Source organism: Nostoc sp. (assembly GCF_036917575.1).
GTDB lineage: Bacteria > Cyanobacteriota > Cyanobacteriia > Cyanobacteriales > Nostocaceae > Nostoc.
The window spans coordinates 63179-88664 of sequence record NZ_JBALDC010000039.1 but is presented as its reverse complement, the minus strand read 5'-3'; the positions used below and the strand labels follow the sequence as shown (position 1 = coordinate 88664).

Genomic DNA, 25486 nt, shown 5'->3' with positions numbered 1-25486 from the left:
GTAATTTGTAGAATATCCGAAAATGAGGATATGCGCGTTGTAATCATTCAATAAAACCTTAATTTATCCTTCAGCACCATGCAGGTCTATTGCAGTAAACAACACACGAATAATGATAGTAACCGCTTTTGTACCCATTGTGGTGAACCATTACCTCTTGCTGTGGGACAGGTTGTGGATAATCGCTATCAAATTATCCGTCATCTAGGACAAGGCGGCTTTGGACGCACCTATTTGGCGGAAGATATCAATAAATCCCATCAAATTTGTGTGCTGAAGGAATTTGCACCCCAAGTACAAGAAAATCAAGATTTACAAAAAGCTAAAGAGTTATTTGAGAGAGAAGCGAGTGTCTTAAAAAAACTCCAGCATCCACAGATCCCCCGTTTTCACGCCTCGTTACAAGTGAAGATAGGCACTAAAGATTTTTTCTTTTTAGTGCAAGATTATGTGGATGGTGACAATTACTACCAGTTATTAGAACAGCGTGAAAGTCAAGGAAAAACCTTTAGTGAAGAGGAAGTAATCACCCTCTTGCAACAAATTTTACCTGTTTTATCATACATCCACTCACAAGATGTAATTCACCGTGATATCTCTCCCGATAATTTAATCTGGCGGCGTTCTGATAATTTGCCAGTGCTAATTGATTTTGGTGGCGTTAAGCAATTGCCAGCTTCTCAAGGCTTTTGGCGTACCAAGTTGGCTGAAAATAATACTCTGCTGGGTAAAAAAGGCTACGCTCCAGAAGAACAGCTACGGCAGGGAAAAGCATTTTTTAGTAGTGATTTATATTCTTTGGCGGTGACAACATTAGTGTTGCTCACAGGTGAACAACCGCAGAAACTATACGACAGCTATCAGGGAATTTGGGGCTGGGGAAAGCAAATCCAAGTTAGTCCCCAACTGGAAGCAGTGTTAAAAAAGATGCTGGCTTATCGACCGAGCGATCGCTACCAACGAGCCGAGCAAATCCTCAGAGATTTACCATCGCCAACTGCGATTAAATCTTCAGGTAATCATATTACCACCAAGATTAAAACAATGGTAGTTGCTCCCGGAAGACAACGCGCCAGTGCTGTTGTAAGTAGATTCCAGAGGCAAACGCAAGCGATTGCTAAACCAGCATCTTTCCCTGTATGGATTCGCCCTTTTATGATGAGTTTAGGGGGAACGGCTTTAATTGTCTTAACTGGTGCAGGTGCTTGGGCGGTGGTAAATGCAGTGATTAAGAGTGTAACTTCAATTACTATCCCGTCAATTTCATTACCGCAAATTCCTCAGTTTCCCAATCCCAGTGGTAAACCAGGTAGCGACAAAGGAAAAAATAGCAACCTCCAGAAAATTATCAATCGTCGTCAAGAGTTAGAAATTACTGAAGGATTTTTTATTCGCACAGTAGATGATTTATTTTATACAAATAAACCAGAATTAAAAGGACGAAGCCTGACATCTAAACCTGAAGACACTGGTTTACGAGATGAATGGTCTGGTATCGCTGACGATTTATTGGATAAATTAGAACAGGCTAACTTGAGTACAGCAGCTCGTCAGAAATTGGGTAACTATACTCAAAAAGATTACGATACATGGAGACGACAAGCACGAACGGGGCAGTTTGGGGACTATACAATCGATCAGTTGACCAAAGACACAAATGAAAAATTCGATCGCTTGTTTCCCAATCAGCAGCGTAAGAAACTCAATCAACAGACTTTTGGTCAAATTTGGTATGCGATCGCAGCCGATCGAGTCAGTAAAGTACAATCTGGCAAATAAGCAGACTGGGGACTGGGGACTGGGGACTAGGGACTGGGGAAGAGTAACAAATGACAAATGACAGAAGACTAGGAATTGGGGAATAGTAACAAATGACAAATGACAAATGACAAATGACTAAAATATATTGTTCTAAAGGACATAAAAATTCCCCAGAAAGTCGCTTTTGTCTTCAGTGTGGTGAAAATTTGTTGGATGCGCCCATGAGTTATAGTATACAACCGGGACAGACTTTAGGCGATCGTTATGCGATCGTGCGTCAAATTGGCCAAGGTGGCTTCGGACGTACTTATTTAGCTGAGGATATCAACCGTTTCCGCGAACTTTGTGTTTTAAAAGAATTTTCACCGCAAGTTCAAACCGCTTACGTTGTCCAAAAAGCTGAAGAACTTTTTGAAAGAGAAGCGAGTGTTCTTTATAAACTGCAACATCCTCAAATTCCCCGCTTTCGGGAACTGCTACGGCTAAATTTAGGGGGCAAAGAATATCTGTTTTTGGTGCAAGATTATGTAGAAGGGGAAACTTACAATTCTTTGTTAAATGCCCGGATACAACAGGGTTTGCGCTTTACAGAGACGGAAATACGCTTTCTTCTGCTTTCAATTTTGCCAGTATTGGAATATATTCACTCTCTAGGGGTAATTCATCGAGATATTTCTCCAGATAATTTAATGCTTCGCACTGTTGACAAACTGCCAGTTTTAATTGATTTTGGCGGTGTCAAACAAGTAGTAGCAACCGTGGCTTCCGAATATTACCAACCCGGTATGGTTGCACCTCCGCCAGCACCAACTTTATTAGGTAAAATCGGATTTGCGCCCCCAGAACAAATGCAAACAGGGTTAGTATCTCCCCACAGCGACTTGTATGCAATGGCCGCAACAATGTTGGTTTTACTGACAGGGAAACAACCTCAAGAATTAATTGATACTTATACTCTCAGTTGGCAATGGCGACGGGAAGTTAATCTGAGTGAAAATTTGGCACAGGTATTAGATAAAATGCTATCTCCTAGACCAAGCGATCGCTATCAATCAGCCCGTCAAGTACTCCAAGCCCTCAACCCGCCCTCGGCTAACTATCCGCCAACTCAATATCCCACTCCACCACAACCCACATCCGCCACCGTCGCCGTCTCCCCACCTTCCCCAACTCCTACCCCGCAGGAAGCTAAAGCTACATATCCCTCATATCCCTCATCTTCCCCCTCTTCCTCCTGGTGGACACCAACAAAAACCTTCTTGGTGACGGCGCTAGTAGTTGGTAGTGTGGGATTAATTTGGTGGGGATTGAATAACAGGCGAGATGTCGGACAAGTCCAACCTAACCCTACAGCCAGCCCGACTCCAACTAGCGAACAATCAACCGATCCTTTAGCGCAATATTCGCCAGCAGAAAGAGAACGCAAAGAAAGATTAAGCGATCGCCGTCAACAGTTGGGTATTGACTCTAACTTCTACGTGAACTTGGTGAATCAAGTTTTTTGGGACAGAAATCCCAGTTTACGGGGACGTACTATCAGCAATGGCCCAGAAGATGAAAGTTTACGCGCAGAATGGGATAAAACAGCTTCGGAATTGCTAGAAAAGCTTGCACCACTGAGTAATAATGCACGCCAAAAACTGGGAACTTACACAACTGCTGAACGCGATCGCTGGAAAGGGGAAGTCAAGAAAGTCAACGTTGGTAGTCGTTCTTTGTATGATTTAGGAGATGCGGCTTTTTTACGTGTATTTCCTGAGCAACAGGGTAAAAGTTTCCAAAGTCAACCCATTGGACAAGTTTGGTACGGATTTGTTAGCGATCGACTCAGTGCAATCCTTGACGGTAGCGCTTTTGAGAAACTTGTCTTCGATCCGGGGGCTACTGGCAAAACAGTCAACGGTACTCTCCAACCTGGTGGCGGTAAAGTATTCATTGCTGGACTTGCTAAAGACCAATCTCTAGACTTGAAGTTAGAAGCAAATTCTCAAGTTTTGTTATCAGTCTATTCACCTTCTGGCAAAATTCGATTTTTAGAAGATTCTACTAAGCGTAGTTTGTCAACTAAACTAACAGAAAATGGATTTTATGAATTTGTCGTAGTTTCTACAGCAACCAAACCAATAGATTATCAACTCACTGTTACAGCAGAAAATCCCACTCCTCTCCCATTTCCAACAGCAACCCCCACGGTAACATCCACGCCAACACCAGCTCCCACGCCAACGCCAACGCCAATACCTACGCCTACAGAAACCTCCACACCTGAACCTACACCAATACCAACTCCTGAGACAACGCCCTAGTACCGCAAGGCGGAAGTCAAAAGTTTGTATATCAAGGCTTTTGCTTGTTTAAATAGGACATCAACAGATGGTAAAACTTAGACACAAAAAGACTTTCGACCCAGTCCCCAGTCCCTAATTCCCAGTCCCTTTCTATAGTAGTGTCTTTCAACCTGTCTCTACTACACCTAAACGCAACGCAATTCGCTGGTGCTTCATTGGATCGTAGGGTCTGCCTCTGTGCATCACCTGGGAGTTGTCCCAAAAAAGAATATCTCCTGGCTGCCAAACATGGGAGAAGACTGGGGTGCAGTCTAAAACAGTCGCAAACAAATCTTCCCAGAAACGTTTTGCTTCTTCTGGTCGATCTTCCATATCAACTGCGATCGCAGTGTCCGAACCTAAATATAATCCCTTTTTACCAGTGACTTTGTGAGTGGACACAATCGGATGCAGTTTCTTCGGTATATCAGTCTCTACATTGGGTTTTTTAGAAAACATTGGTGGCGAGTGATACATCGACATCTGCTCTAATTGCTGCTGATGTTGAGGATCTAGATTATTGTAAGCTTCTACCATATCAAGGAACTCGGTAGTGTGAGGTTGCCCATCTACACCTTCCGGCACTTGTATTCCATAAAGCATTACAACATATAATGCGTTCATATCTAGTCCCTCTGTACTGGGGAGACCATCTTTATCATGATGCCATTGCCACGCATATTTCCCGGCTGCATCGGGAACTGGCCCCTTAGGATTGCCCAATATATAAACATGTTGGCTTTGTAAGTCTGGACTAATATCAGGATCTAACGTTTTCGGAGGGCCGCCAAACATAAAATCGCCAAAGGTCTGCTTGGCAAATTCTTTTAATTGTTGTGCGGTAAGCTGTTGCTGTCTGACGACTACAACGCCATGTTTCCAAAGTGATTCTTTTAATTCACACGACTCTAGATTTGTGAGGCAGTTAAGATTGCAACCGTACAGGACTTCAATTCCGAGTCTTGGGTGATGCTGGATTGGCTGTTGTTGAGTAGTAATTTGAGTCATTGTTATACATTTATTTTGGGAGCAAACTATATAGTTAATCAGTGTAAATAAGAAATTTGGGTAGTAGTATCTTACCTAAAACAGTTGGCAAAATATATTAAATATTAAAGCAGCTATTAATCAAAGTCTGTCGGTAAATATGGTTGGCGATAATGTTGAAAAAGTCGATTTATTTGTGCTGGTGTCACACGTCCGAGAGAAAGTTCTGGTAACGCACCTTCAGGAAAAAAACCTACTTCTTCAGTTTCAATACTTGATGATGGAGAACCACCAATAAGTTCACAGTGAAAAAACAGCTTGTAGACATAAAACGGTAATGGTGGATGTCCCTGTTTGTTTCTGTCATAGACTGCTAAGAGTTTGATAGCGCGTGCTAGATATCCCGATTCTTCATATACTTCTTTCACAACTACCTCACTGGGCGACTCACCAACATCAGCCCATCCACCAGGTAAAGTCCAACAGCCGTCTACTCGTTCCTTGACTAACAATATAGTATCATCACGAAAAATTGCTCCTCGCACATCAACTTTGGGAGTTGCATATCCTAATTCACGGCTAAATAAATCGAGGACATAGCTGTGTTCTACATTTGAATAACTCGCCATGATTTCCGTGGCGATCGCTCGTAATTGTTTGTAACGTTCGATATCAAAAGGGTTTTCAGAATAGGTTAGACCATTTTGAGCGATCGCTTGTAACTTCTGTCCCCATTCCAGCCATTTTGGTTCCACAGTTTTTACCAAATTTATGTAAGTTAGTGCAAGCAAGTACATGATTAATAAATTTTATTTGACAATGCTTCTTAATCCATCTCGAAAAATCTGAAAACTTCTAGAGAGGTTGTTTTCTACATCCATGTGTGGAGAAACTTTCTCAGCAAAGTCGATTTTTTGTAAGCCTGTCTCATAGCCATATTTTTTTAGGATCTTATCTAGTTGCTCCCATGTACCACCTTTGATAGTATCTGGATTCCGAAATTTGGCTTGCTGGGATAAAGAAACAGGAATCTTTTCATATTCAGCCCTAATTGCTGTCACATCACCTATAAACCATGACTCCAGTTCTTCTACAGCAATTCTATGGAGAACAATATTTCCTTTGTGTTTAGTCACAACACTGCTAGCATCACAAAGTTTCCTCTTTAATTCTTGGCAATCACATCTATCTTCATCTACTAGAATCACGATTCGCCAGTCATCAGGCACAAAGTTAGCATAAGATTTCATCCGCTCTGGCAGTCTTTTTAAAAGTCTATCTTTATTTTGAAAGTTATGAATTTTCAGTGTATGAGTCTCACCTATAATTTTAGGAACAATAAAATTTAAAGCCACTTCAGTTGAAGGTTCTTCTACTAAAAACTCTATATGCATAATTGCTACTACTAGTAAGGTAATCCTCTAAGATATCCCTCAGACCAGAGATCACCTAAGCCTGCTTGAGATTCTATAAAATGTTTAGCATCATGGATTTGGTCAGCCCTTGTAACAGTTGCATAACCCTTATCATCACGTTGGAAAATCCAGAGTTGTCTAGCATCTTTTATTGTGTTAACAAAAAATGGCGAATGGGTAGAAACAAATACTTGTGCACGTTGCGAGTAAGCCTGAGCTTCCTCACTTAAAGAATCAAGAAGTCGATGGTGCAGTCCATTTTCAGGCTCCTCAATGCAAAGTAACTGAGGAGGATTAGGGTCATTTAATAATATTAAATACGCTAGTAGTTTTAGTGTCCCGTCTGAGGAAAACCTTGCTAAAAATGGTTTACTAAAAGGTGCATCTTTAAATAAAAGAGCCAGTCTGCCATCAATTGTTGGCTCTGACTCCACTTTTTCTAACTGGGGAACACGGCTAGCTAATAACTTCAAAATTTTGGATAAAGTTTCTTGATGTTCATCAGCAAGGTATTGAACTACATTGGCAATATTATCTCCTTCACGAGAGAGATGTTCCATTGCACCAGCAGTCGCCAGCTGACGAGCTTGATCTGGTATGAAATAAGAGAGAAACCATTCCTCAATAAAACGGCGCAAACTAGCAATGCGTGGGTTATCTGATAATTGACCTATAGTTTTAATAGCCAGGGAACTGGGATCATCCATTTGATAATGAATTCTTTTGTCATTAATTTCGGGATCTTCACCACTAATTACTTCACCTCCACCATTTTCAAACTTAAGAAAATCAAATGGTTTTCCATGAGAACCGCGCTTCCATTTAAGAGTTTCTCTTGAAACAATTGGCGCTCCATTTTGTAAAGTAATAGCAACTGTATAGGTGATTTTAGGAGATTTATTATCTTCCCGATACTTAATTACAATTTCAATTTCTTGACCTTGACAATCACGGGAGATAACTTCTTGAAATCTTCCTCGCTTTTCTAGAGCTTTGCGAACATTAGTAGTAAGGCAATCTGAAAGAAAACCTATCACATCAAAAAAAGTAGTCTTGCCACTACCATTAGGCCCAAGGAAAACAGAAAAAGGTTTGATATCTTTTAGGGTAATATTTTGCATAACCCTATAGTTTTTGACAGAAATTTCTTCAATTCTTGCCATTACACTTTCACCTCCACAATTTTGGTGGTATGGTTGCCAAAAATGCTAATAAATATAGTAAGGGTACGATATACCGCACCCTCACCACAATTGTCAAAAACTACCAGATTTTTTTCAGTAGCTTAAGAGCTAATTTTCTCAAGCATCATCTAAAGCTGTAATTCCGGGCAATTCCTTGCCTTCAAGTAACTCCAAGCTAGCGCCGCCACCAGTGGAGATGTGGCTCATTTGATCGGCTAAACCAACCTTTTCCACAGCCGCTACTGAGTCGCCACCGCCAATGATGGTAGTTGTGCCAGTTTTGCCGATTTCGGCGAGGGTATGAGCGATCGCTTCTGTACCTGCGGCAAACTTATCAAACTCAAACACACCCATTGGCCCATTCCAAATTACTGTTTTGGTATCTGCAAGGGCTTCTTGGAAAACTTTTATTGAGTCTGGGCCAATATCCAAACCCATACCATCATCGGGGATGTTCTCAATGCTGACGGTTGTCGCATTAGCATCGGGAGCAAATTTATCTGCTGATACGATATCTGTGGGTAACAAGAAGGTAACGCCCCGTTCCTTGGCTTTAGCTTCCAAAGATTTCGCTAGTTCTAGCTTGTCTTCTTCCACCAACGACTTACCAACATTTAAACCACGGGCTTTGTAAAATGTGAAAATCATTCCACCGCCGATGATCAGCTTGTCGCACTTCTCCAGCAACGTTTCAATTACGCCAATTTTACTGGAAACTTTGGAACCACCAATAATTGCCGCCAAAGGACGTTGGGGTTTTTCAATGGCGTTTTGCAGATATTCCAATTCCTTTTCAACCAAATATCCAGCCACAGAAGGACTGAGGAATTTAGTTACGCCTTCAGTAGAAGCATGAGCGCGGTGTGCCGTACCAAAAGCATCATTTACATAAAAATCAGCATTAGCTGCCAATTTTTTGGCAAATTCTGGGTCATTTTTCTCTTCTTCTGGGTAAAAACGCACATTTTCGAGTAACAGCACTTGGCCATTTTGCAACGCGCCAATTTTAGCTGCAACTTCATCGCCAATGGAGTCATCAGTTTTAACAACTTCTTGCCCCAGTAACTCAGACAGACGCTTGGCAACGGGAGTTAGGCGTAATTTGTCATCCACACCCTTGGGACGGCCAAAATGGCTAGTGAGAATGACCTTAGCTCCCTTCTGCGTCAAATCTTGGATGGTTGGTAGAGCGGCGCGAATGCGAGTATCGTCGGTAATGTTGCCTTGATCGTCCACAGGCACATTAAAGTCAACCCGCACTAAGGCACGTTTCCCAGAGATATCAGCCGAAGATAAACTTGCTAAACTTTTTTTGGACACACCAAACTCTCCTGATTGCCTTTTTGTTATTGTTTTGAAAGTAGAACCATCAAGATTTTACCGGAGTCAGGGGTACCCAAGTGACAGATATATTTAAGACAGTATTATTTCCTATCGATCAAAGCCGGGAAACGCGGGAAGCTGCTGATGTTGTAACCAACGTAGTTAAAAAGTACAGCAGTCGCTTGGTGCTGCTGTCTGTGGTAGAAGAACCGCCTCCAGATGCGCCTAGCGCAGACGATCCGATGGGGTCGCCAGAGGTAGTTGCGAAATTACTGGAAAATGCCCAATCTTTATTTTCTGGACAAGGAATTCAATCTGAAATCTTGGAAAGGCGAGGCAAACCAGCTTTTACGATCTGCGATGTCGCTGATGAAATCGGGGCAGATTTAATTATCATGGGCTGTCGCGGGCTAGGTTTGACTGAAGAGGGAGCGGATGATAGTGTTACAAGTCGCGTGATTAACCTTTCACCTTGCCCAGTGCTGATTGTGCCTTAGCAGTGTGTTTTGGAATACTAGTAAATTTGTGTGCGATCGCTAAAAAAATTATTGAAAAATTAGCTCCCCGACTTTTCAAAGAAGTCGGGGAGCTGAACACCACGCATCAAATATCTAATGATAAACAGAAAATTCTGAGCGCCGGAAGTCAGCGCTCAGAACTTTAGAGACAAAGCTTGCATATTTTCACGCTTTACTTAAAAGCGATAGTTGCGATCGCGCACCCACATACTAACCGGCACTGCCTTACCTTGGGGATCTACTTTCGCCTTTACTACAATCGGTGGTACTTGTCCTCTGCGGGCGCGTTGGGCTTGTAAGTCGTTCCGAATCTGTTGCCGTTGGTTTTCTGGGATGTAATATGTTTCTAAGCCGTAGTTAACAGAACCATCCTGATAAACACCTTTTAAGGCTACTTGATTAGCTCTAAGAGTTGTGGGGCGATCGCTACTTACTCGTAACGGTCTCCAAGCTCTCGGAACACCGCCACCAGTAGAGAATTGCTCTTGCAAAGTCACGTAGATATTGGTTCCTTCAGGCAATATTCGGCCACTTCCACGACCTTTGCTAACTGTTGTTTGCCAGCCAGGTAGTCTGCTCAAATTTGAGATCCGAGATATGTTGTAATCTAACGCTAAGGTATTACCTTCTAGTACATTGTTAGGGTCTACAGGTACAGTTTGCAAAATCACCGTCTTACCTGTTACGTCTGTATAAACTGCTTGGGCTGGTACTGCCATAATTAACCCTGTTTGCAGCGCCAGGGGAGCAAGTAACCGCCAAAAAGGTAAGGGCTTATTCGATTTTTGTTCAGTAGCAATCAAGTAATCCCGAAAAGTTACCTTATTGGAAAATTCGGCTTCGGGAGACAAGGGTTTATTCTTAGATTCAGAAGAGGTATTAGTCATGAGCGTAGTCCTAAAAAACAAAGGTCTTGAGGAGTTCAAAAGTAACGATATTAGGACTAACGCAGAGAAACTTTAAAAATTTTGACGCACAGAGATTTTTAGTTAGGAGTTAGGAATCATTCAATTTTAGATTTAGTGAACTTTTCCTGAATTCTGACTCCTGAATTCAGAATTCTGAATGCGAAATTTGCCCTACCTTTTACTTGTAGAGCTAGAGCCACCAGGTAAGCGGCGTTCAAACCAGAGTCCAGCGCTAATTAAAGCAGAACCGCACAGGACATAAACCAGCGACTTAAAAAGTAAGTCGGTGTCGTACTCCTGTACGCGACTGATAATTTGCAGTGTTACTAACAGCATACCGCTCCAAAAGGAACTTCTGTTGCTTAATTTCAATCCTTCTTGAATTAGTCCCCAAGCTAATGTTGCAAGAAGTACATTGAAAATAAAAATGCCAAGTTCATCAATCCGGCTGATAGTTTGATGCCAAAAAGGTACTATTGCAATAAAGACAAGAAATGTACTAATGACAGCAGTTGTAAAAACAACTTCGCGGCGCGGAGGGTTATTTCTTTGGCGCAGTAGGAACAACCATTGTAACACTGCCAAGCCGCTAAGAATCCCCAAATCGATAATCGGCAGAGACTCGAATAAGTTTGTTAAATTCGTTGGCTGATTATAACTATAATTTGGAGATTCCCAGACCCAACGAAAAGACAAAACGTAAAAGACAACACCAAAGCATACCAACGCTAAATTACGAGCTAAAAATTGAAACAATCTGTAATTTATGGTTGGAAACAGTAAGTCATCATAACTCCAGAATAATGCAGGTGGCAGTGCAAAAGCAAAAGATGCCACCCAAGGAGCTATATCAGCATAATTCAGCAGTGGCAGTGGATTAAGATTAGCTTGTAAGGAACTAGCAAAAACAAAGGCTGCTAGACCAAAAATCCAACGGGATCGACAGAAGTAGGCTAAGGGTACAAATACCAGCCATGCCAACAAAGGCATATGCTGCACTACTAGCCGCGACCAAGTTAACTCACCTGTTGCGTACCACAAGTCTTCTAGTCCAGTCCAGTAGCCGATTTCCACGAGGACAATTGACAGAATTCCTAAAGAATTTAAGGATAAACTGAAGGCCATGACCACAACACCGAATCCCCAAGCGAGAAACAGTTGGGAAACTGAACCGACAATATTGAACATCTGGGCCATCAACAGTAAATTTGCACCGAAGATGAAGGCACTTAAAATTAGTAATCCCTCTCCCAGTAGGCGTTTGCTTCGTTCTGGCTTCTTTCCGTCAGGTGGCCTCCAGCTGTAAAATCCTGTGATGGCGATCGCAAAAAATAAACTCATCATCAAAATAATTTTGATTTCTCGCGATCCTCCCTGCCAGTTTCCTGATATAAAAGTAATTATGCCTAAGCATAAAAGTATGCTGCCGATAGCGATTGCGATCGCTTTATTGCGATCGCGTGCAGCAGCTTCCAGGTTTTTAAATTGATAACGTTCTGCTATCTGCTCATACTGCGAAGAACTAATTAATCCTTCATCCCTCCATAATTGTGCTTCTTTGCGTAATTTTTGCCGAAAACTATCTAAGAACATGACCTTCTCCGGTGCAGTGGGGTAGCTTGGCCATTGCGATCCCAATGGCGGTCATTATCTTTTGAGTATGAAGCCAAAAGCCTTAATTACATTGTTCTTGTGTAACAGTTTGATTTTGATTCAAATACAACGTACTAATTCGTAATTCGTAATTAATAATTTTTATGGAAAAACCTTCTAATTTCTTACTTAAAGTCTCGCGGCGTTTGTTTGCCAATCTAGATGAGCAAGAAAAATTTATCGAGGCTTTGATAAATCCTCAGCCTTTTTCACCTAGTATTCTTTGGTGTCAACAAAAGCCAGATATTTTACCTTTTGCAGTGGAAACACCAACCTCTTGGCAACCACAATTTATAGACCGCTTATCTCTGGGAGAAAAACCTGGTCAGCATCCTTTGCATGAAAAAGGATATTTCTATTGTTTAGATTTTTCTTCGGTGTTTGCAGCTACTACTTTGTTAGCTATTCCTGAGTCAATTCATTTAGTTTTTGATATGTGTGCTGCACCAGGAGGTAAAAGCATCTTTGCGTGGAGAGCTTTAAAACCTGAATTGCTCGTTAGTAATGAAGTAATTGGTAAACGCCTGGGAATGCTAATTTCTAATTTGAAACGTTGCCAAGTTAGCCCTAGTGCAGTGGTTAATCGAGATTCGAGCATATTTGCTGAAATGTTTCCTGGCTCTAGCAATCTAGTAACAGTAGATGCTCCGTGTACTGGACAATCTTTACTTGCCAAAGGTGAAAAAGCACCAGGATGTTTTCACCCAACTGCTATTAATAAAAGTGCCAATCGGCAAAAGCGTATTATAGCTAATTCTGCTAAACTTGTTTCACCACAAGGCTATCTTGCTTATATGACTTGCACATATTCACCTGAAGAAAATGAGCAAGTTTGCGAATGGTTTTTAGAACGTTTTCCCCAGTTTCAAGCCATAAAAATTAGTAATTTAGCCAAATATCAATCGCATTTAACAACAATGCCTTGTTATCGGATATTTCCTCAAGATAGGTTAGGGGCTGGTGCATTTACAGTCCTATTTAAAAATACTAATGAGGATGAAAATGAGCAAAAAGAAGTAGATTTAAATACAATCTCTTCGTTATATATTTATCAAAACCTGAAAAATTCAAATCATATCATGTCCATATAATTAGTTATAACTTAGTTGGAGAACTATATTTGATTAGGCGTAATCCTTCTAGTCTGAGAGCTTCAGGATAGAGAGCTTTGTAAATATTGCAATTTGGAGATTGAATATCATAACGACCTGTAGCTCTAAAGGTTGCCAGAGAACAACCACCTGTACACCAATATTTCCACTCACATGTACGACAGCCTTCTTTTTCTTCAACTGACAAATTTTGAATACCTGCTTTATCTTGTCGCACAACAGTTAAAGGATCTTGAGTGTTAGATGAAGATATAGTTTTATGTAGCTGCATCTGGCATTTAGCAATTTGCCCTTTGTAATCAAAGACGAGATAGCTTTGCCCAACTCCACAAGTTCGTTTATGAGGAGACGCTAGATTAGCACGATCAATCAATGAACCTAGTAAGCTTCGATTAGGTAATTTCAATTCAATAACTTTGAATGCTGCCAACATTCCCTCAATTAGCCGAGATTCTTCTAGTTGCAAGTCTTCATAAGAAGCTGACAGTTCGTTTTCTCGATAGAAATTTAAACTAAATGGCAGATTATATTCTAATATCCATTCCAGAAGATCGGGTAATCCTTCTGCATTCCGCCCACTAATTGTGATGGAAATATCTGGTATTAAACCATTTTGTAAGGCAATCTTAATACCTCGTTCAACATTTTCAAACGATCCCTTTCCGCTTGCATAAGAACGTTGGATGTTGTGGAAATTTGATAATCCATCTAGTGAAATCATGAGACGCAGATTCAAGATTTGTAGCATCTCAATAATCTCAGGCGTAATCAATGTTCCATTACTGAGAACCACTCCATCTAATATAATGTCTCTTTCTTTGCTAAGAGATTGAGCGTACAAATGGAGATCCTTAATTAAAGGAGAGCAGAGTAATGCTTCTCCTCCTGCATATTTCAGTTTGACGCGGCGGTAATGATTTAAGGTTGCAGAGCGAAATGTAGATTCAATAGCTGCTTTACCTATATCTATTGACATATCCTTGGCTTCGTGCGGAAGATAGCAATAGTCACATCTTAAGTTACAGCGATCGGTGATATGCAACCATGCTGTTAAAGTTTCTGGTATTTCATTTAAGTTAAATGATGAATAATTATTGGGTGCAATTAAACGTGCTTGATATAGTTCCTGAATAGCTGACTGTAAGTCTATTGGGTCAATGTCAGGATGCTCGATTGCAATATCATTTAATTTATGAGGATTTGTAAATTTTTCGAGTAAAAATATCGCTGATTGATTCAAAACTACTACTTTATGATGTGTACCATAACAAATAGAATAAGTATCATCTAAATTCATTATCTGCGAGTTGGGAACTCTCACAAATTCTGTGTCCAACATCCCTAAAGATAATCGAATTTCTGAGCTTAATTTTGCTAAAGGTGATAAATCACAGGCACAATCTCCTCCATCACAGTCACATTGCCCAGTTGGTACATAAGTAGAATTAAAAGAAACTAAAATTTGGGGCCGGTCGATTTTTTTACTAAGCATGAGAAGAGGGCTGTTTTGTGGCACGTATTCTAGTCAAAAACATTTGTTGATCGCACCATTCCTTGAGAGCTTTGTGATCTTTCCACTGAGATTTTAGTTGTTGAATCAAAGTTTTAGAAAGTTCTATAGGCAACCGTTCAATTTTCTTTTGGAGCAGATTTAGCTCATGTTTGATTGAATACGGCCCGAAACCTCCATGTTGAAAGATTTGGGGTATTCCTTGAGCGTATTTACTAAAAGCAAAATTGTAGTTAGCTTGTTGAAATGCAACATCACCTTCTATGCGTAACATGCGGCCAAAGTATAGTGTATGGATATTTTGATATGATTGAAAGCGATCGCTAAGTTCTTGTGCATAATCTGAAATATGCTCGTAGGCTTTTGCATAATAATCAAACTCAGCTTTACCTACTAGGCTATCGATGGCATACCGCATGTCATTGTACTCTAAACTAGTCTGATAAGAGCGATCGTTGAGTTTTAAAGCTTGGTCTTGTAGCGTGCGATCGCACTTTTGAAACCCAAGATGCCAATAGACACTAGCAGTTTGGTGCAAAATTCTAGGTAATTCCTCTTCAAGTCCATATTTCTCTGCCAGTTTCAGGCTTTTTTCTAAAGCATCTTGAGCAAGACTGAGCAAATTAAGATCCCACTCTACCTGTGTTACATCCCAAACGGCTTCATTTACAACCTCAGCACTAAACCACTGATTTAAGCCTAACTGAAAGTATGCCCTACATAATATTTGATTATCGTTTTCTTCATTGTCGCAACGGCTTAAAGCTTGTTCAAGTAGCTGTTTAGCTTTAACATAGTTACCATTATCTACCGAAATCGTAGCAGAGGCAATTTCAGCGTTAGCTATTTCGCGCTCACTCCCAACACTCAACCACATATCAATAGCAGCCTTAAAACATTGTTCAGCCTTTACATAATCTTTTTGTAGTCCGTACAAGAATCCCAAATTATTCTGAATGCTAGCCATAATTAGAGTTAAGCCTTTGTCAGGAGTATCAATTTCCATAGCAGCCTCCCAACCTAGTTTGTAATATTTCTCGGCTTCTTGAAAGTTGTTGAGTTGTCGATACAGATAACCAACTAGATTAGCTACACCAGGAATAGATGATAGGTTGTTGCCTTGAACTAAGGACAAACACTCTTGCTGATATTTTAAAGCTTCTTCATAAAGGTGTAACTTAGTATTTAGCATTCCCAAGACGTTGTATATATCTGCTTGATGGAAAGAATTAGAAGATTGTTTTGATAGTATTCCCTCTAACTTTCTCACCTCATCTTCTGTTGTACTCTTGTCTTTAAGGGCGTGAACAATCTTTGATTCAAAAATAATCAGTTGAAGTTTTTGACCTGCGTTTAACTCTTTTTCAAACTGCTTTGCAATTGCCAATAGTTGATTTACGAAGCTAAATTTCTTGGCTTGAGTGCGAATCGTGTTGGTTACTTCATACCAAGTTTTAAAGCCTGTTGTAAAATCGGCATATAAAGCATTCCATAGCCATCGCGTAGTATTGAATTCCCGCAGATGTTTAACTTCTTCAATCAGAAACTCGATATTAGCGACTTGATGAGAATCATCAAAGTGACGTTGAGTCTCCAATCTTCTTTTTTGTGGGCCTAGCTGATAATCTTTTTGCTCAAAATATTTGGCAGCAATTCGACTATCTCGTTTTCTCCATTCAAAATCTGGGTCAATATCTTTCCATACATATTTCTCAACCAAGTCTCGCACAATATCATGTAATGATATTTGCGAACCACCTATTACTGGTTTTATAAAAAAGTAGCTTTGTGCATCAATAAATAATCTTTGAGCCTCTTCTGTAGATAGTTCTAATAAATTACCAATATCAGAACTATCTAATGGGTAGATACGTGAAAGCAACAGGGTTAGCCGATCCATTGATGTCCGAAGTTGCGTAATATGTCGAACCATCTCAGCTTCAAATCCACCAGTTTTTTCTAACCTACTGGGAATAGTTTTTATATCTTCAATCTCTAACCAATCTGGTATGACTTCCCGATAAGCATACTCTACTCCAAATTCAATCATAATCGGGCTACCACCAGAAAGAACTATGATCTTTTTAACCAATTCTTGTCCCAAGGTAAAGTGTAGCTGCTCCTCCTTGCAACGAATGTATGTTTGCACATCTTCATGAGTAAATTCATTTAATTCTAAATAAGTTAATTCTTCTTCTTTAAATGATTTTTCTAAAATATTGCGAGCAATACTAGGGCGACCTGCTAAAATAAATATGGCATTATCTAGTTTATGGCATAAATTGCTAATATACTCCCAAACTTGCTCTCTGATATCTACTTGTCCTAACTTCTCAACTGTATCAATTAAAAATACTAATCTCTGTTGGCTAGATTTTCGATTTATTTCATCGACTAAGAACTTTTCAAGTTGTCTGCGTTCTTGTTCGTATGCAATTTGACTGAGGCGGTTTTCATCTTCTCGCAGTTGTCTTAACCGGATCAACCATTCTTTATATGTATAATCGTATAATTGTTTGGCAATTTGAGTGTATAAATCTCCTGCATCATTAAAAACAGGAATATCGCAATCAATAATTTCAGTTGTTCCAATTTGAACTTGGTTTAAACGAGATTTTAATGCATGAAGCAACCAAGTTTTGCCAATTCCACCTCTACCCTCTACTAAAACTACACGCAGTTTATTAGACTCCTGAATAAGGGAAATAATTCGATTTAGATGTTCTGCACGACCAACAAATTCTAATTTATTTAGTTCAGACATCATAGACTCCTATTTAATTGTTGAAAAATCAGTACACATCTATTCTCTAGTTAGTTGTTTTGAATTGCTTCATCAAGCTTCTGAATTAAATATCGATATGGTGCGTCATTATATTCCTCATTATGTAGATAGTAATTGATCAAAAATTGAAATTCCCAGTCATTTTCCACTTCAGATTTTAGCGTATAAATAAATTCATGAAATTGCTCTTTATCTGTATTACGGAATATTCCTAGAGTTTCTTCAACAATTTTATCAAAGAAATTATTATGGAGTTCTTGTCGATAAGCCAGACTATTAGGGCCATAGTTGATAAATCCAGCGTGTTGTTGAAGACTTTGAAAAAAATACTGCATAGACCAAGTACCTGCAATAGCAGAATTATTCTTTGATTTCAGTTCGTGAATATATTCCCAACATATTTGAGCCGCTTCGCTACAAAGTGAGCGAAAGTTATCAGGCGAGGTTTCTCGGAGAAGACCAATAACTAGCAGCCGCCGTGTCATACCATCTTTGATAATCGTTTTATCACGAGTAAAAATAGATGTCTTTGTCAATTCAGCATTTAATTTAAAACTATCATCACTAAAAGGTAACTTAAATCTCCGAACGGCTTCCTTTAATATCCAAGTCCCATTGAGTATGGGAAATATACTCAATTTTTCAATAGATTCGTATAAATGATTATTTTCTTTTGTCAAACTTTCTTTAATCTGATCTCTACACTTTTTGAGGTGTTTTTCCCATAATTGGTTGCCATAACTATTTAAAAGCCAACTAACTGTGTAACAACCATCTCTATAAACTTTTAGTGCTTCGGCAATTCCTCCTGGATGTCCACCAGTTAAATAGAGTAAGTGTCCTGCCAGTAAAGCAAGACTTTCAGAAGTCATTTCTATAGGCTTGAGATAATTTGTTGCTGTATCTTGAATCACTTCCCAGTTAAAAGGAGACAGTATTAGTTTAGGAAAAATTCGGTCTAATGGGAGATCGATCAAACAGCGAGCTGCAATTACAACTCGAAGTCTCCGAGAATTATCTTTAAAAAACTGTAATTCCTTCAAACATTTTTCAATTCTCCATGCAAATTCCTTAAAGTCATTAAAAAGTTCATTTAAACGTTGCTTTTGTGGGGCACTGCCATTCAGATCGATTAGCAGCACAATACCTTTTTTGCCTTGTGATTGCCATTTAGCCCAATTTCTATGCAATAGTGAGCCTAAACGTTCTCCCCAACTTAAATCATGCCCTTCTGGGAGCGTAAGTTGCAAAGAATTTGCTAATCGTTTTTCTAAATCTTCAATATTTTCATAGCCAGAGATAGAAGCGTAAGCACAAGACCATTGTAATTTTTGAAATCGTCCCATTATCTGTTTGAGAAATTCTGTTTTACCATAACCTTCCGGGGCTGTCACCAGACGATAAGGAGGAGAATTAGTTGCTGTAATCTCATTGATTGCGGCATCACGATTAGTGAATGGGATTTTATCCGGCTCAAGCTCTAGAGATTGTTGATTGATCTTGCTTAATTCTGATTCAAATTTTCCTACTTCATCGAATTTTTCCTTAAGTTGTCTTTGCAATTTACTTTTATCTACATCATTAAGCGTCCACCCTATTTGATTGCTGAGACTTTGAATCTCAGTTTTTAAATCAGCTATTAACTGTTCTAGATAGTTCTTTTGTAAATCTAAAGAGCTTTTCATTTTATTTAGGTATTGAATTAATAGCTTATAGCATTAAGTTCGCTTTCTACTTGCTCAATTTCTTGTAGTATGGTGTTGATTTGCCGTTGAATAATATTGCGATCGCTTGCACTGAGTGTATAGTTAAGTTGATTGTAAGCCGCCTCATAATCACTACTTAGAACGTCAAAACGTTGTTGCAAAGTTTTGATTTTGAGTTGTTGCACTCTGCTGGAAATAGTCTGGATATGTGTATTTGACGAAATCGACAAGCCGATTTCATCCCATGCTTCAATCAATACATCCGCAGGAATCATGAAAGCAGTTTTGATATCTTCTCGCCGCTTCTCCGCTGCTACTGCCATTCCAACCACTCCTACAAGAGTTTCATCCCATATCGGCGCACCACTAAAACCCGGTTCTATTCTGTAGCCAGTTACTTTACTATCTTCCAGTTGCACCCATCCTTTTCCTTGTCCGTCTCGCAACACGCCTGTGGCCCAAACGCCATCATTATGTCCGTTAGGAAAACCGAATATGCGGAAAGGATGCTGCCAAATATTGTTAGCTCTTATTAGTTGGATAGGTTGGACTCCTTTAGGCAACTGCCCTTCAATTTGCAACCCGGCAATATCTTCAGGCTCAGAGGTTGATGCATTGCTGACAACGGGTTGCCAAAAAATAACTTTAGCTTTTAGTTGTTGCCCTGATGCAATTAGGGGGAAATCTAAATAAATATCATTACTAGGAGCTTCAACTATATCCTCTGGTAAAGATAGGGCTGAGGTGACAACATGAGCGCACGTCAGGATGTAATTTTGAGTTTGCCCAGAGACTAAAAAACCTACACCAACTACCACACCATTGACATGAAAAATCCGGGCGATCGCTGACCTAAAAGCTTGAATATAATTATCTGTATTCGCTACCATACTATGCCTTGTCTTGCTTCCATTTCAAGGTAATTTCGTAGTTAGCTTCACCACTTACAGAGGTAAAAATTGCACCTGCTGCCGCATTTAACTTAATACCAAACTTAACCTCTACTTCATTAGCAGGTGTATTAAGCTGACTCAGTTTGATAATAATTGCTGAAGCTACAGGTTGTATTTGATCTAATACGTCCTCAAATTTATTTTTAGCTTCAACTACCATTTGTCCTGTATCTGGTCTAGCAACACGTACAAGAGCATTGCTATTTTCTGGCTCATCAACTTCAGCTAAAAACTTCGTACCATCTTTGAGATAAAACTCTGCGATTTGCTTCTGATTCATAATGAAACCTGTTATTTGGAACTAATAGGTTAATGTGTTGGCTATCAAAAAAAATTACCGAAGATTTTGCAATCTTATTTTAATTTAATGGTTAACTCGTTAAATACTTCTTTAGCAATCTATTACTTTTTTCTCCCATTTCATTAAGCTTCTGTCAATACTCTTCTTACCTATAATTTATTGATGGACAGCTTACTCATAGTCTGTCAAGTTAACTTTGAAAAGTAGATAAATTCTTCAATTTCTCTTCTTCCTTATGTATACTTCGTGTCTTTGTGGTTCGTCCTTTTACCCTTCAAACTTCGCTTGACAGACTAATAGAATGTGTCTGATTAATTTTGCGGGGTTGCGAAATCCCCGACTTCTTCAAAAAGTCGAGTAGCTCCTAGCCCTTACCTATCAGAATTAATGACATGAACTCTAGTAATTTATTAAGCTAACTTTGCCTGCTACGTAGTAAACACTTAAGTGATCAACACAGAACTAAGGTCTTGACTACAAACTGATTTACCCAGCATCTTTGACTTGATAGCCTACTAGAAGTTTGTGAAGTTTCTAAATGAACTGACCAACTTCCTGCTGCTTGGGCATCACAAGCTGCTTGACCGTCATGTAATAGATTTGATAATTGTTATATTAGTTATATATGTAGCTTTATTTCAATTAGTAATTATACTGACTCTGTTAAAAAATTACTTGAATTTAACTAAGTAGGCAAGAATAATAGAGCCTATATTACGCAATGTAAATTTAATTAAACTTTCTCGTAGTAATGAAAATCCTAATACCTTCGAGCAATGCGCGCCTTATGGTTATCGACTAACGTCATGTTCCGCTAGTACCGCAAGGCGGAAGTAAAAAGTCACCCATAATTGTATTCCAAGCTCTTGCGCCATTTGAAATGGTTTGGCAGTCCGCAGAAAGGGGGTTCCCCCATGAGGAACTGCCGTTAGCGTAGCGTTAGCGAGCCTGCGTACTCTTACAGAGAAGCAAGCTACGCGCAGCGTCTCGTAGAGAGCGTCACCCGTTCGCCCTTGGCGTTCCCGAAGGGTAGGGTATGTTTATTTATACGCCCGCTGTACTAGTATTTGATGCTGAAGCAGATTGCTCCGAGTTTCCTAAAGAGCCTACTACAGAGACAAGTTTAACTATAAATATGAACGAAGTTTAGTAATTTTTGCAGGAGTTAGGAACAAAAATATCCCCAACTTTTTCAAGAAGTCGGGGATTTCAAGCTGTTGAAATGAGAATGAATATGTGCTGAAGAATTAATTTAATTACTGGTTGTCGGAAGTGCTGAGGAATTTTTCCTAGTGAATAGTCCATCAATTCGGAGAACACCTGGCACAAAAATCAGGACTGAATTTACAGTATTGGCTACCTGTCAATTGGTAAGCTGTACAATAAGGAAAACTTGTAAGTTCAATTTTGGCTGTTTGTAATTTGGAAGTATTCACCAACGCTTCAGTAAGTTTGGTTTTATCATCCAAAAGGATAGCTAAAAGCTTTGGTAACACCATGCAAACAGCAATATTGAGCAACGTTAGCATTATGGCGTCGATAAAATTCATAGGTAATCATCTCCTGTAAAATATAGGCGATCGCTGTTCTTTGATGCAAACACAATCATTGCTTGCACTCTATATAAATTAAGTTTAACATAAATTTTTGTAAATATAAACGTGGAATTCCTGGAATTATCATACACAGAAGAGTATGTGGATAATAAGGTTGGATATTGTAGCGTAATAACAAAATAAGCTGGAAAACGATCAGTTTAAAATCTTTAAGTAAGGTATTATGTCAACAACCCAAACCACATCTTCTTTTTTATCTAACATCAGTGAGCGAGAACAACAGGCATTAAAGCGATTGGTAGATTACACAAATGTGGAATCGCTACCAGAAATTTGGCCTTTGGCAGCTCAACGATTTGGTGATATTGTCGCTCTGCGTAATCCTCACGTTAAACCAGAAGTAGTGATTACTTATACCCAGTTGGCAGAGCAAATGCAACTATTTGCTGCTGGCTTACAGGCGTTGAGAGTAAAGGTAGGCGATCGCATTTCTCTAATTGCTGACAATAGTCCTCGGTGGTTTATTGCCGATCAAGGCATAATGACTGCTGGAGGCGTTGATGCAGTGCGTAGTTCCCAAGCCGAAAAAGAAGAATTGCTATTTATTATCACTAATAGCGGCAGTACAGCGATCATATTAGAAGATTTAAAAACACTTAAAAAACTACAAGATCGTCTCAAAGATTTACCAATTCAAGTGGTGATCTTACTTTCGGATGAAGCACCACCAACAAACGAAACTCTAAAGGTACTCAACTTTACACAGTTGCTCGAAATTGGAAAAAGTCATCATTTTGTGCCAGTCAAGCAAAATCGTGACGCTCTGGCAACCCTAATTTATACCTCTGGTACTACGGGTAAACCCAAGGGTGTAATGCTGTCTTATAGTAACTTGATGCACCAAGTAACAACATTTGGGACAGTATTGCAACCAAATACTGGTGATATTGTTCTTAGTATTCTACCTTCGTGGCACAGCTATGAACGAACTGTTGAATATTACCTACTATCTCAAGGTTGCACCCAAGTTTATACGAATTTGCGCTCTGTAAAAGGGGATTTGAGACAATTTAAACCCAATTACATGGTGGGTGTACCCCGCCTGTGGGAATCGATTTATGAAGGAGTGCAAAAGCAATTCCGCGAACAACCGGCGAATAAGCAACGCCTAGTTAACTTTTTATTGGGCAGTAGCGAGAAATATATCAAAGCGCGGCGAGTTGCTCAAGGGTTGAGCTTAAATAATCTTCATGCTTCAGGTAGCGAACAATTAGCAGCTAGGATACAAGCATCGGCTTTATTACCCCTCCATGCGTTGGGAGAACGACTGGTTTACGCCAAAGTTCGGGAAGCCACAGGAGGACAAGTTAAGCAGATGATTAGCGGTGGTGGTGCGCTTCCCAGACACATAGATAATTTCTTTGAAATTATTGGCGTGCAGATTTTGCAAGGCTATGGCTTGACAGAAACTTCTCCTGTCACCCATGTGCGGCGTCCTTGGCGGAATTTGATTGGCGCATCAGGACAACCACTTCCAGCAACAGAAGCTAAAATCGTTGATCCTGAGACAAAAGTGCCTTTACCAATAGAGAAGCGGGGCTTAGTATTGTTGAAGGGCCCGCAGATTATGCAAGGCTATTACCAAAATCCTGAAGCGACAGCGAAAGCAATTGACGCTGAAGGTTGGTTTGATAGCGGCGATTTGGGTTGGCTGACACCACAAGACGACTTAGTGCTGACTGGCAGGTCTAAGGATACGATTGTATTGACTAACGGGGAAAATATCGAGCCACAGCCGATCGAAGATGCGTGTTTGCGATCGCCATACATCGATCAAATTATGCTCATCGGCCAAGATCGGCGCACCCTGGGAGCCTTAATTGTCCCCAATGTCGAAGCCTTAGAAAAATGGGCAGCAAGTCAAAATCTAACGCTGGATACGCCCAACGATCAAGAAATTTCCTCAGATAGTCAAAAAATTGACTTCGAGAGTAGAATGATCCAGGATTTATTTCGCCAAGAATTGAATCGGGAAGTCCAAAATCGTCCAGGCTATCGACCGGATGACCGCATCGGAACGTTTAAACTCATCTTGGAACCATTTTCCATCGAAAATGGCTTGATGACACAAACACTAAAAGTTCGCCGACATATCGTCACGGAACGCTATCGCGATATTATTGACGGCATGTTTGCTTGATCATTCCACCTGCTAACTGTAAAGAGTGAACGTGAAATATTTATGGATGTCTCCAAATCTAATTTGCTTCTCAAACGCGTCGTTAACGTCAAAGTTATTGTGACTCCCCTCTGGAAAGAGGAAGTACAACAGCAGCTGCAAACCCAGATCAATCAACTCGATCAGCAACTGCAACAGCTAGACGTTGAAGGACAAAGAGCGATCGCGGCAATTCAAAAGCAGAGTCTGCAACCACCTGGCCCCCAGACTCTCCAACAAATTGACAATATCCAACTCCAAGTCAATCAAAAGAAAAGTGAATTTTTGGAGCAAAAAAACCAGTTGCTGCAAAACCTCCAGCAAGTACAGTTTCTCCAGCAAGATCAAGAAGTCAACCAATTTCAAATGGAAGGCTTTTTCCGAGTAGAAATCGGTGATAACCTGATTAGCAAAATGCAAGTCGAAATCGTTCTACGCGATGGCGTTGTCGAAGAAATTCGCGGCGACATTTAAATTTTTAACTTGTCCGTTGTCATTAGTCATTAGTCATTTGTTTTGTTACCAATAACCAATGATTAATGACAGATGTGATTTAACTTAGTGTGAGAGCGGCTCCCAGCCCAACATTCTGCCTGGGAGCCAGCCCAAACAATTTCCCACACTGGAGGTGAGCTAATAAAAAGCGATCGCCCAAAGGTTGTCATCTCAACTCGATATTTAACCGTCCCAACTGAATTATTACCCCGCTTGATTTGCGTAATCGTCACTAACGCTTGATTTGGTTGCGGATAAACTACATCTATTTTTCGCGTTCCTCCCACTGCTATATCCTCAAAGGCATTCAGAGCTAGGGTAGTAGGATTACTGCCTTGGAGAGATGAGTCGAGCTTTTCTAAAGGTATAGTTTGATAATCAGAACGCTCTGAGAATGTTGCAACTTCCTGAGACTGATGTATTGCTCTTATCTGCTGAGTTTGCTCATCATTAGCCTCAACAATCGTTGCAGATTGCTGGTGCTGGATAATATAAACTCCTGCACCAGCCGTGGCAGAGATACTCACTATCACAATCAAAAAGAATTTCAGCTTTGCCGACATAAAAATAAACAGGAATTTCAAATAGGTTTATTACCAGTTTTGAATTCTAGATTGAACTACATCCTATATCCTCTATCCGTGAAAAGCTCTTGTATAGCAGGAGGCAGAAGGCAGAAGGCAGGAGGCAGAAGGCAGGAGGTAAAACATTACTATTCCTAACATCCAGGCTTTCAAGATGTCCTAACCTTTGATTCGCTTGCTGTATCTTAAG

20 protein-coding genes are annotated in these 25486 nt (G+C 40.0%); 6 read left to right on the top strand and 14 right to left on the bottom strand.

Going from position 1 to position 25486, the window contains the following annotated elements; genetic code table 11:
• Positions 1-78 precede the first annotated feature (78 nt).
• Both V7K79_RS09065 and V7K79_RS09060 read left to right on the top strand, forming a co-directional pair.
• Positions 79-1779, top strand: a complete 1701-nt coding sequence (locus V7K79_RS09065) for a serine/threonine-protein kinase (RefSeq protein WP_335046768.1) — start codon at positions 79-81, stop codon at positions 1777-1779.
• A gap of 113 nt (positions 1780-1892) precedes the next feature.
• The gene (locus V7K79_RS09060; RefSeq protein WP_335046767.1) at positions 1893-4067 is read left to right on the top strand and encodes a serine/threonine-protein kinase; all 2175 of its coding nucleotides are present in this window, start codon (positions 1893-1895) and stop codon (positions 4065-4067) included.
• 147 nt (positions 4068-4214) lie between these two features.
• Here V7K79_RS09060 and V7K79_RS09055 read toward each other — a convergent pair whose 3' ends face one another.
• The 5 genes from V7K79_RS09055 to V7K79_RS09035 all read right to left on the bottom strand — a co-directional run bounded on the left by V7K79_RS09055 (position 4215) and on the right by V7K79_RS09035 (position 8994).
• Entirely contained in the window at positions 4215-5096 is an 882-nt protein-coding gene (locus tag V7K79_RS09055) for a TauD/TfdA dioxygenase family protein (protein WP_335046764.1), read from the bottom strand.
• A 116-nt stretch (positions 5097-5212) separates the two neighbouring features.
• Positions 5213-5830 carry an NUDIX hydrolase gene (locus V7K79_RS09050; RefSeq protein WP_335046762.1) on the bottom strand — a complete coding sequence of 206 codons (618 nt, stop codon included), beginning with the start codon at positions 5828-5830 and terminating at the stop codon, positions 5213-5215.
• A 54-nt stretch (positions 5831-5884) separates the two neighbouring features.
• Complete coding sequence (locus V7K79_RS09045; RefSeq protein WP_335046760.1) at positions 5885-6469, bottom strand: DUF4276 family protein; 585 nt, start codon at positions 6467-6469, stop codon at positions 5885-5887.
• Between the two features lie 11 nt (positions 6470-6480).
• Positions 6481-7653 (bottom strand): AAA family ATPase, encoded by a 1173-nt coding sequence (locus tag V7K79_RS09040; protein ID WP_335046758.1) that lies wholly within the window; start codon positions 7651-7653, stop codon positions 6481-6483.
• Between the two features lie 138 nt (positions 7654-7791).
• On the bottom strand, positions 7792-8994 hold the full coding sequence (locus tag V7K79_RS09035) for a phosphoglycerate kinase (RefSeq protein ID WP_335046757.1): 1203 nt from the start codon (positions 8992-8994) through the stop codon (positions 7792-7794).
• A gap of 89 nt (positions 8995-9083) precedes the next feature.
• On the opposite strand from V7K79_RS09035, the gene V7K79_RS09030 reads away from it, so the two are divergent.
• Positions 9084-9494 carry a universal stress protein gene (locus V7K79_RS09030; RefSeq protein ID WP_335047046.1) on the top strand — a complete coding sequence of 137 codons (411 nt, stop codon included), beginning with the start codon at positions 9084-9086 and terminating at the stop codon, positions 9492-9494.
• Between the two features lie 197 nt (positions 9495-9691).
• On the opposite strand, the gene V7K79_RS09025 is transcribed toward V7K79_RS09030, so the two are convergent.
• Positions 9692-10402: a GDYXXLXY domain-containing protein gene (locus V7K79_RS09025; protein ID WP_335046755.1), complete on the bottom strand. Its 711-nt coding sequence runs from the start codon at positions 10400-10402 to the stop codon at positions 9692-9694.
• Between the two features lie 192 nt (positions 10403-10594).
• Positions 10595-12016 (bottom strand): DUF2157 domain-containing protein, encoded by a 1422-nt coding sequence (locus V7K79_RS09020; protein ID WP_335046752.1) that lies wholly within the window; start codon positions 12014-12016, stop codon positions 10595-10597.
• 164 nt (positions 12017-12180) lie between these two features.
• Between V7K79_RS09020 and V7K79_RS09015 the strand changes: the two genes are divergently transcribed.
• Complete coding sequence (locus V7K79_RS09015) at positions 12181-13167, top strand: RsmB/NOP family class I SAM-dependent RNA methyltransferase (protein ID WP_335046749.1); 987 nt, start codon at positions 12181-12183, stop codon at positions 13165-13167.
• 4 nt (positions 13168-13171) lie between these two features.
• Here V7K79_RS09015 and V7K79_RS09010 read toward each other — a convergent pair whose 3' ends face one another.
• The 6 genes from V7K79_RS09010 to V7K79_RS08985 all read right to left on the bottom strand — a co-directional run bounded on the left by V7K79_RS09010 (position 13172) and on the right by V7K79_RS08985 (position 22042).
• Positions 13172-14680, bottom strand: a complete 1509-nt coding sequence (locus V7K79_RS09010) for a radical SAM/SPASM domain-containing protein (RefSeq protein WP_335046746.1) — start codon at positions 14678-14680, stop codon at positions 13172-13174.
• Positions 14673-17465 carry a tetratricopeptide repeat protein gene (locus V7K79_RS09005; protein WP_335046745.1) on the bottom strand — a complete coding sequence of 931 codons (2793 nt, stop codon included), beginning with the start codon at positions 17463-17465 and terminating at the stop codon, positions 14673-14675. The genes V7K79_RS09010 and V7K79_RS09005 overlap by 8 nt, the downstream gene beginning before the upstream one ends.
• 47 nt (positions 17466-17512) lie before the next feature.
• On the bottom strand, positions 17513-19168 hold the full coding sequence (locus tag V7K79_RS09000) for a hypothetical protein (RefSeq protein WP_335046743.1): 1656 nt from the start codon (positions 19166-19168) through the stop codon (positions 17513-17515).
• Positions 19169-19185: 17 nt separating this feature from the next.
• Complete coding sequence (locus tag V7K79_RS08995) at positions 19186-20079, bottom strand: trypsin-like peptidase domain-containing protein (RefSeq protein WP_335046742.1); 894 nt, start codon at positions 20077-20079, stop codon at positions 19186-19188.
• 1 nt (position 20080) lies between these two features.
• On the bottom strand, positions 20081-20422 hold the full coding sequence (locus tag V7K79_RS08990) for a CU044_2847 family protein (protein WP_335046740.1): 342 nt from the start codon (positions 20420-20422) through the stop codon (positions 20081-20083).
• Positions 20423-21904: 1482 nt separating this feature from the next.
• Positions 21905-22042 carry a hypothetical protein gene (locus tag V7K79_RS08985; RefSeq protein ID WP_335046738.1) on the bottom strand — a complete coding sequence of 46 codons (138 nt, stop codon included), beginning with the start codon at positions 22040-22042 and terminating at the stop codon, positions 21905-21907.
• A gap of 180 nt (positions 22043-22222) precedes the next feature.
• Here V7K79_RS08985 and V7K79_RS08980 point away from each other — a divergent pair, with 180 nt between their 5' ends.
• Positions 22223-24199, top strand: coding sequence for an AMP-dependent synthetase/ligase (locus V7K79_RS08980; protein WP_335046735.1), 1977 nt, complete (start codon positions 22223-22225; stop codon positions 24197-24199).
• Positions 24200-24241: 42 nt separating this feature from the next.
• On the top strand, positions 24242-24691 hold the full coding sequence (locus V7K79_RS08975; RefSeq protein WP_012412623.1) for a YlqD family protein: 450 nt from the start codon (positions 24242-24244) through the stop codon (positions 24689-24691).
• Between the two features lie 62 nt (positions 24692-24753).
• Here V7K79_RS08975 and V7K79_RS08970 read toward each other — a convergent pair whose 3' ends face one another.
• Complete coding sequence (locus V7K79_RS08970) at positions 24754-25275, bottom strand: hypothetical protein (RefSeq protein WP_335046733.1); 522 nt, start codon at positions 25273-25275, stop codon at positions 24754-24756.
• Positions 25276-25486 lie beyond the last annotated feature (211 nt).

What these genes read in the sequence shown, in the direction of transcription:
- V7K79_RS08990 (WP_335046740.1), bottom strand. Translation starts at nt 20,422, where the DNA reads ATGAATCAGAAGCAAATCGCAGAGTTTTATCTCAAAGATGGTACGAAG.
- V7K79_RS08975 (WP_012412623.1), top strand. Translation starts at nt 24,242, where the DNA reads ATGGATGTCTCCAAATCTAATTTGCTTCTCAAACGCGTCGTTAACGTC.
- V7K79_RS09010 (WP_335046746.1), bottom strand. Translation starts at nt 14,680, where the DNA reads ATGCTTAGTAAAAAAATCGACCGGCCCCAAATTTTAGTTTCTTTTAAT.
- V7K79_RS09065 (WP_335046768.1), top strand. Translation starts at nt 79, where the DNA reads ATGCAGGTCTATTGCAGTAAACAACACACGAATAATGATAGTAACCGC.
- V7K79_RS09005 (WP_335046745.1), bottom strand. Translation starts at nt 17,465, where the DNA reads ATGATGTCTGAACTAAATAAATTAGAATTTGTTGGTCGTGCAGAACAT.
- V7K79_RS09040 (WP_335046758.1), bottom strand. Translation starts at nt 7,653, where the DNA reads ATGGCAAGAATTGAAGAAATTTCTGTCAAAAACTATAGGGTTATGCAA.
- V7K79_RS09055 (WP_335046764.1), bottom strand. Translation starts at nt 5,096, where the DNA reads ATGACTCAAATTACTACTCAACAACAGCCAATCCAGCATCACCCAAGA.
- V7K79_RS09020 (WP_335046752.1), bottom strand. Translation starts at nt 12,016, where the DNA reads ATGTTCTTAGATAGTTTTCGGCAAAAATTACGCAAAGAAGCACAATTA.
- V7K79_RS09045 (WP_335046760.1), bottom strand. Translation starts at nt 6,469, where the DNA reads ATGCATATAGAGTTTTTAGTAGAAGAACCTTCAACTGAAGTGGCTTTA.
- V7K79_RS08995 (WP_335046742.1), bottom strand. Translation starts at nt 20,079, where the DNA reads ATGGTAGCGAATACAGATAATTATATTCAAGCTTTTAGGTCAGCGATC.
- V7K79_RS09000 (WP_335046743.1), bottom strand. Translation starts at nt 19,168, where the DNA reads ATGAAAAGCTCTTTAGATTTACAAAAGAACTATCTAGAACAGTTAATA.
- V7K79_RS09060 (WP_335046767.1), top strand. Translation starts at nt 1,893, where the DNA reads ATGACTAAAATATATTGTTCTAAAGGACATAAAAATTCCCCAGAAAGT.
- V7K79_RS09015 (WP_335046749.1), top strand. Translation starts at nt 12,181, where the DNA reads ATGGAAAAACCTTCTAATTTCTTACTTAAAGTCTCGCGGCGTTTGTTT.
- V7K79_RS09025 (WP_335046755.1), bottom strand. Translation starts at nt 10,402, where the DNA reads ATGACTAATACCTCTTCTGAATCTAAGAATAAACCCTTGTCTCCCGAA.
- V7K79_RS08970 (WP_335046733.1), bottom strand. Translation starts at nt 25,275, where the DNA reads ATGTCGGCAAAGCTGAAATTCTTTTTGATTGTGATAGTGAGTATCTCT.
- V7K79_RS08980 (WP_335046735.1), top strand. Translation starts at nt 22,223, where the DNA reads ATGTCAACAACCCAAACCACATCTTCTTTTTTATCTAACATCAGTGAG.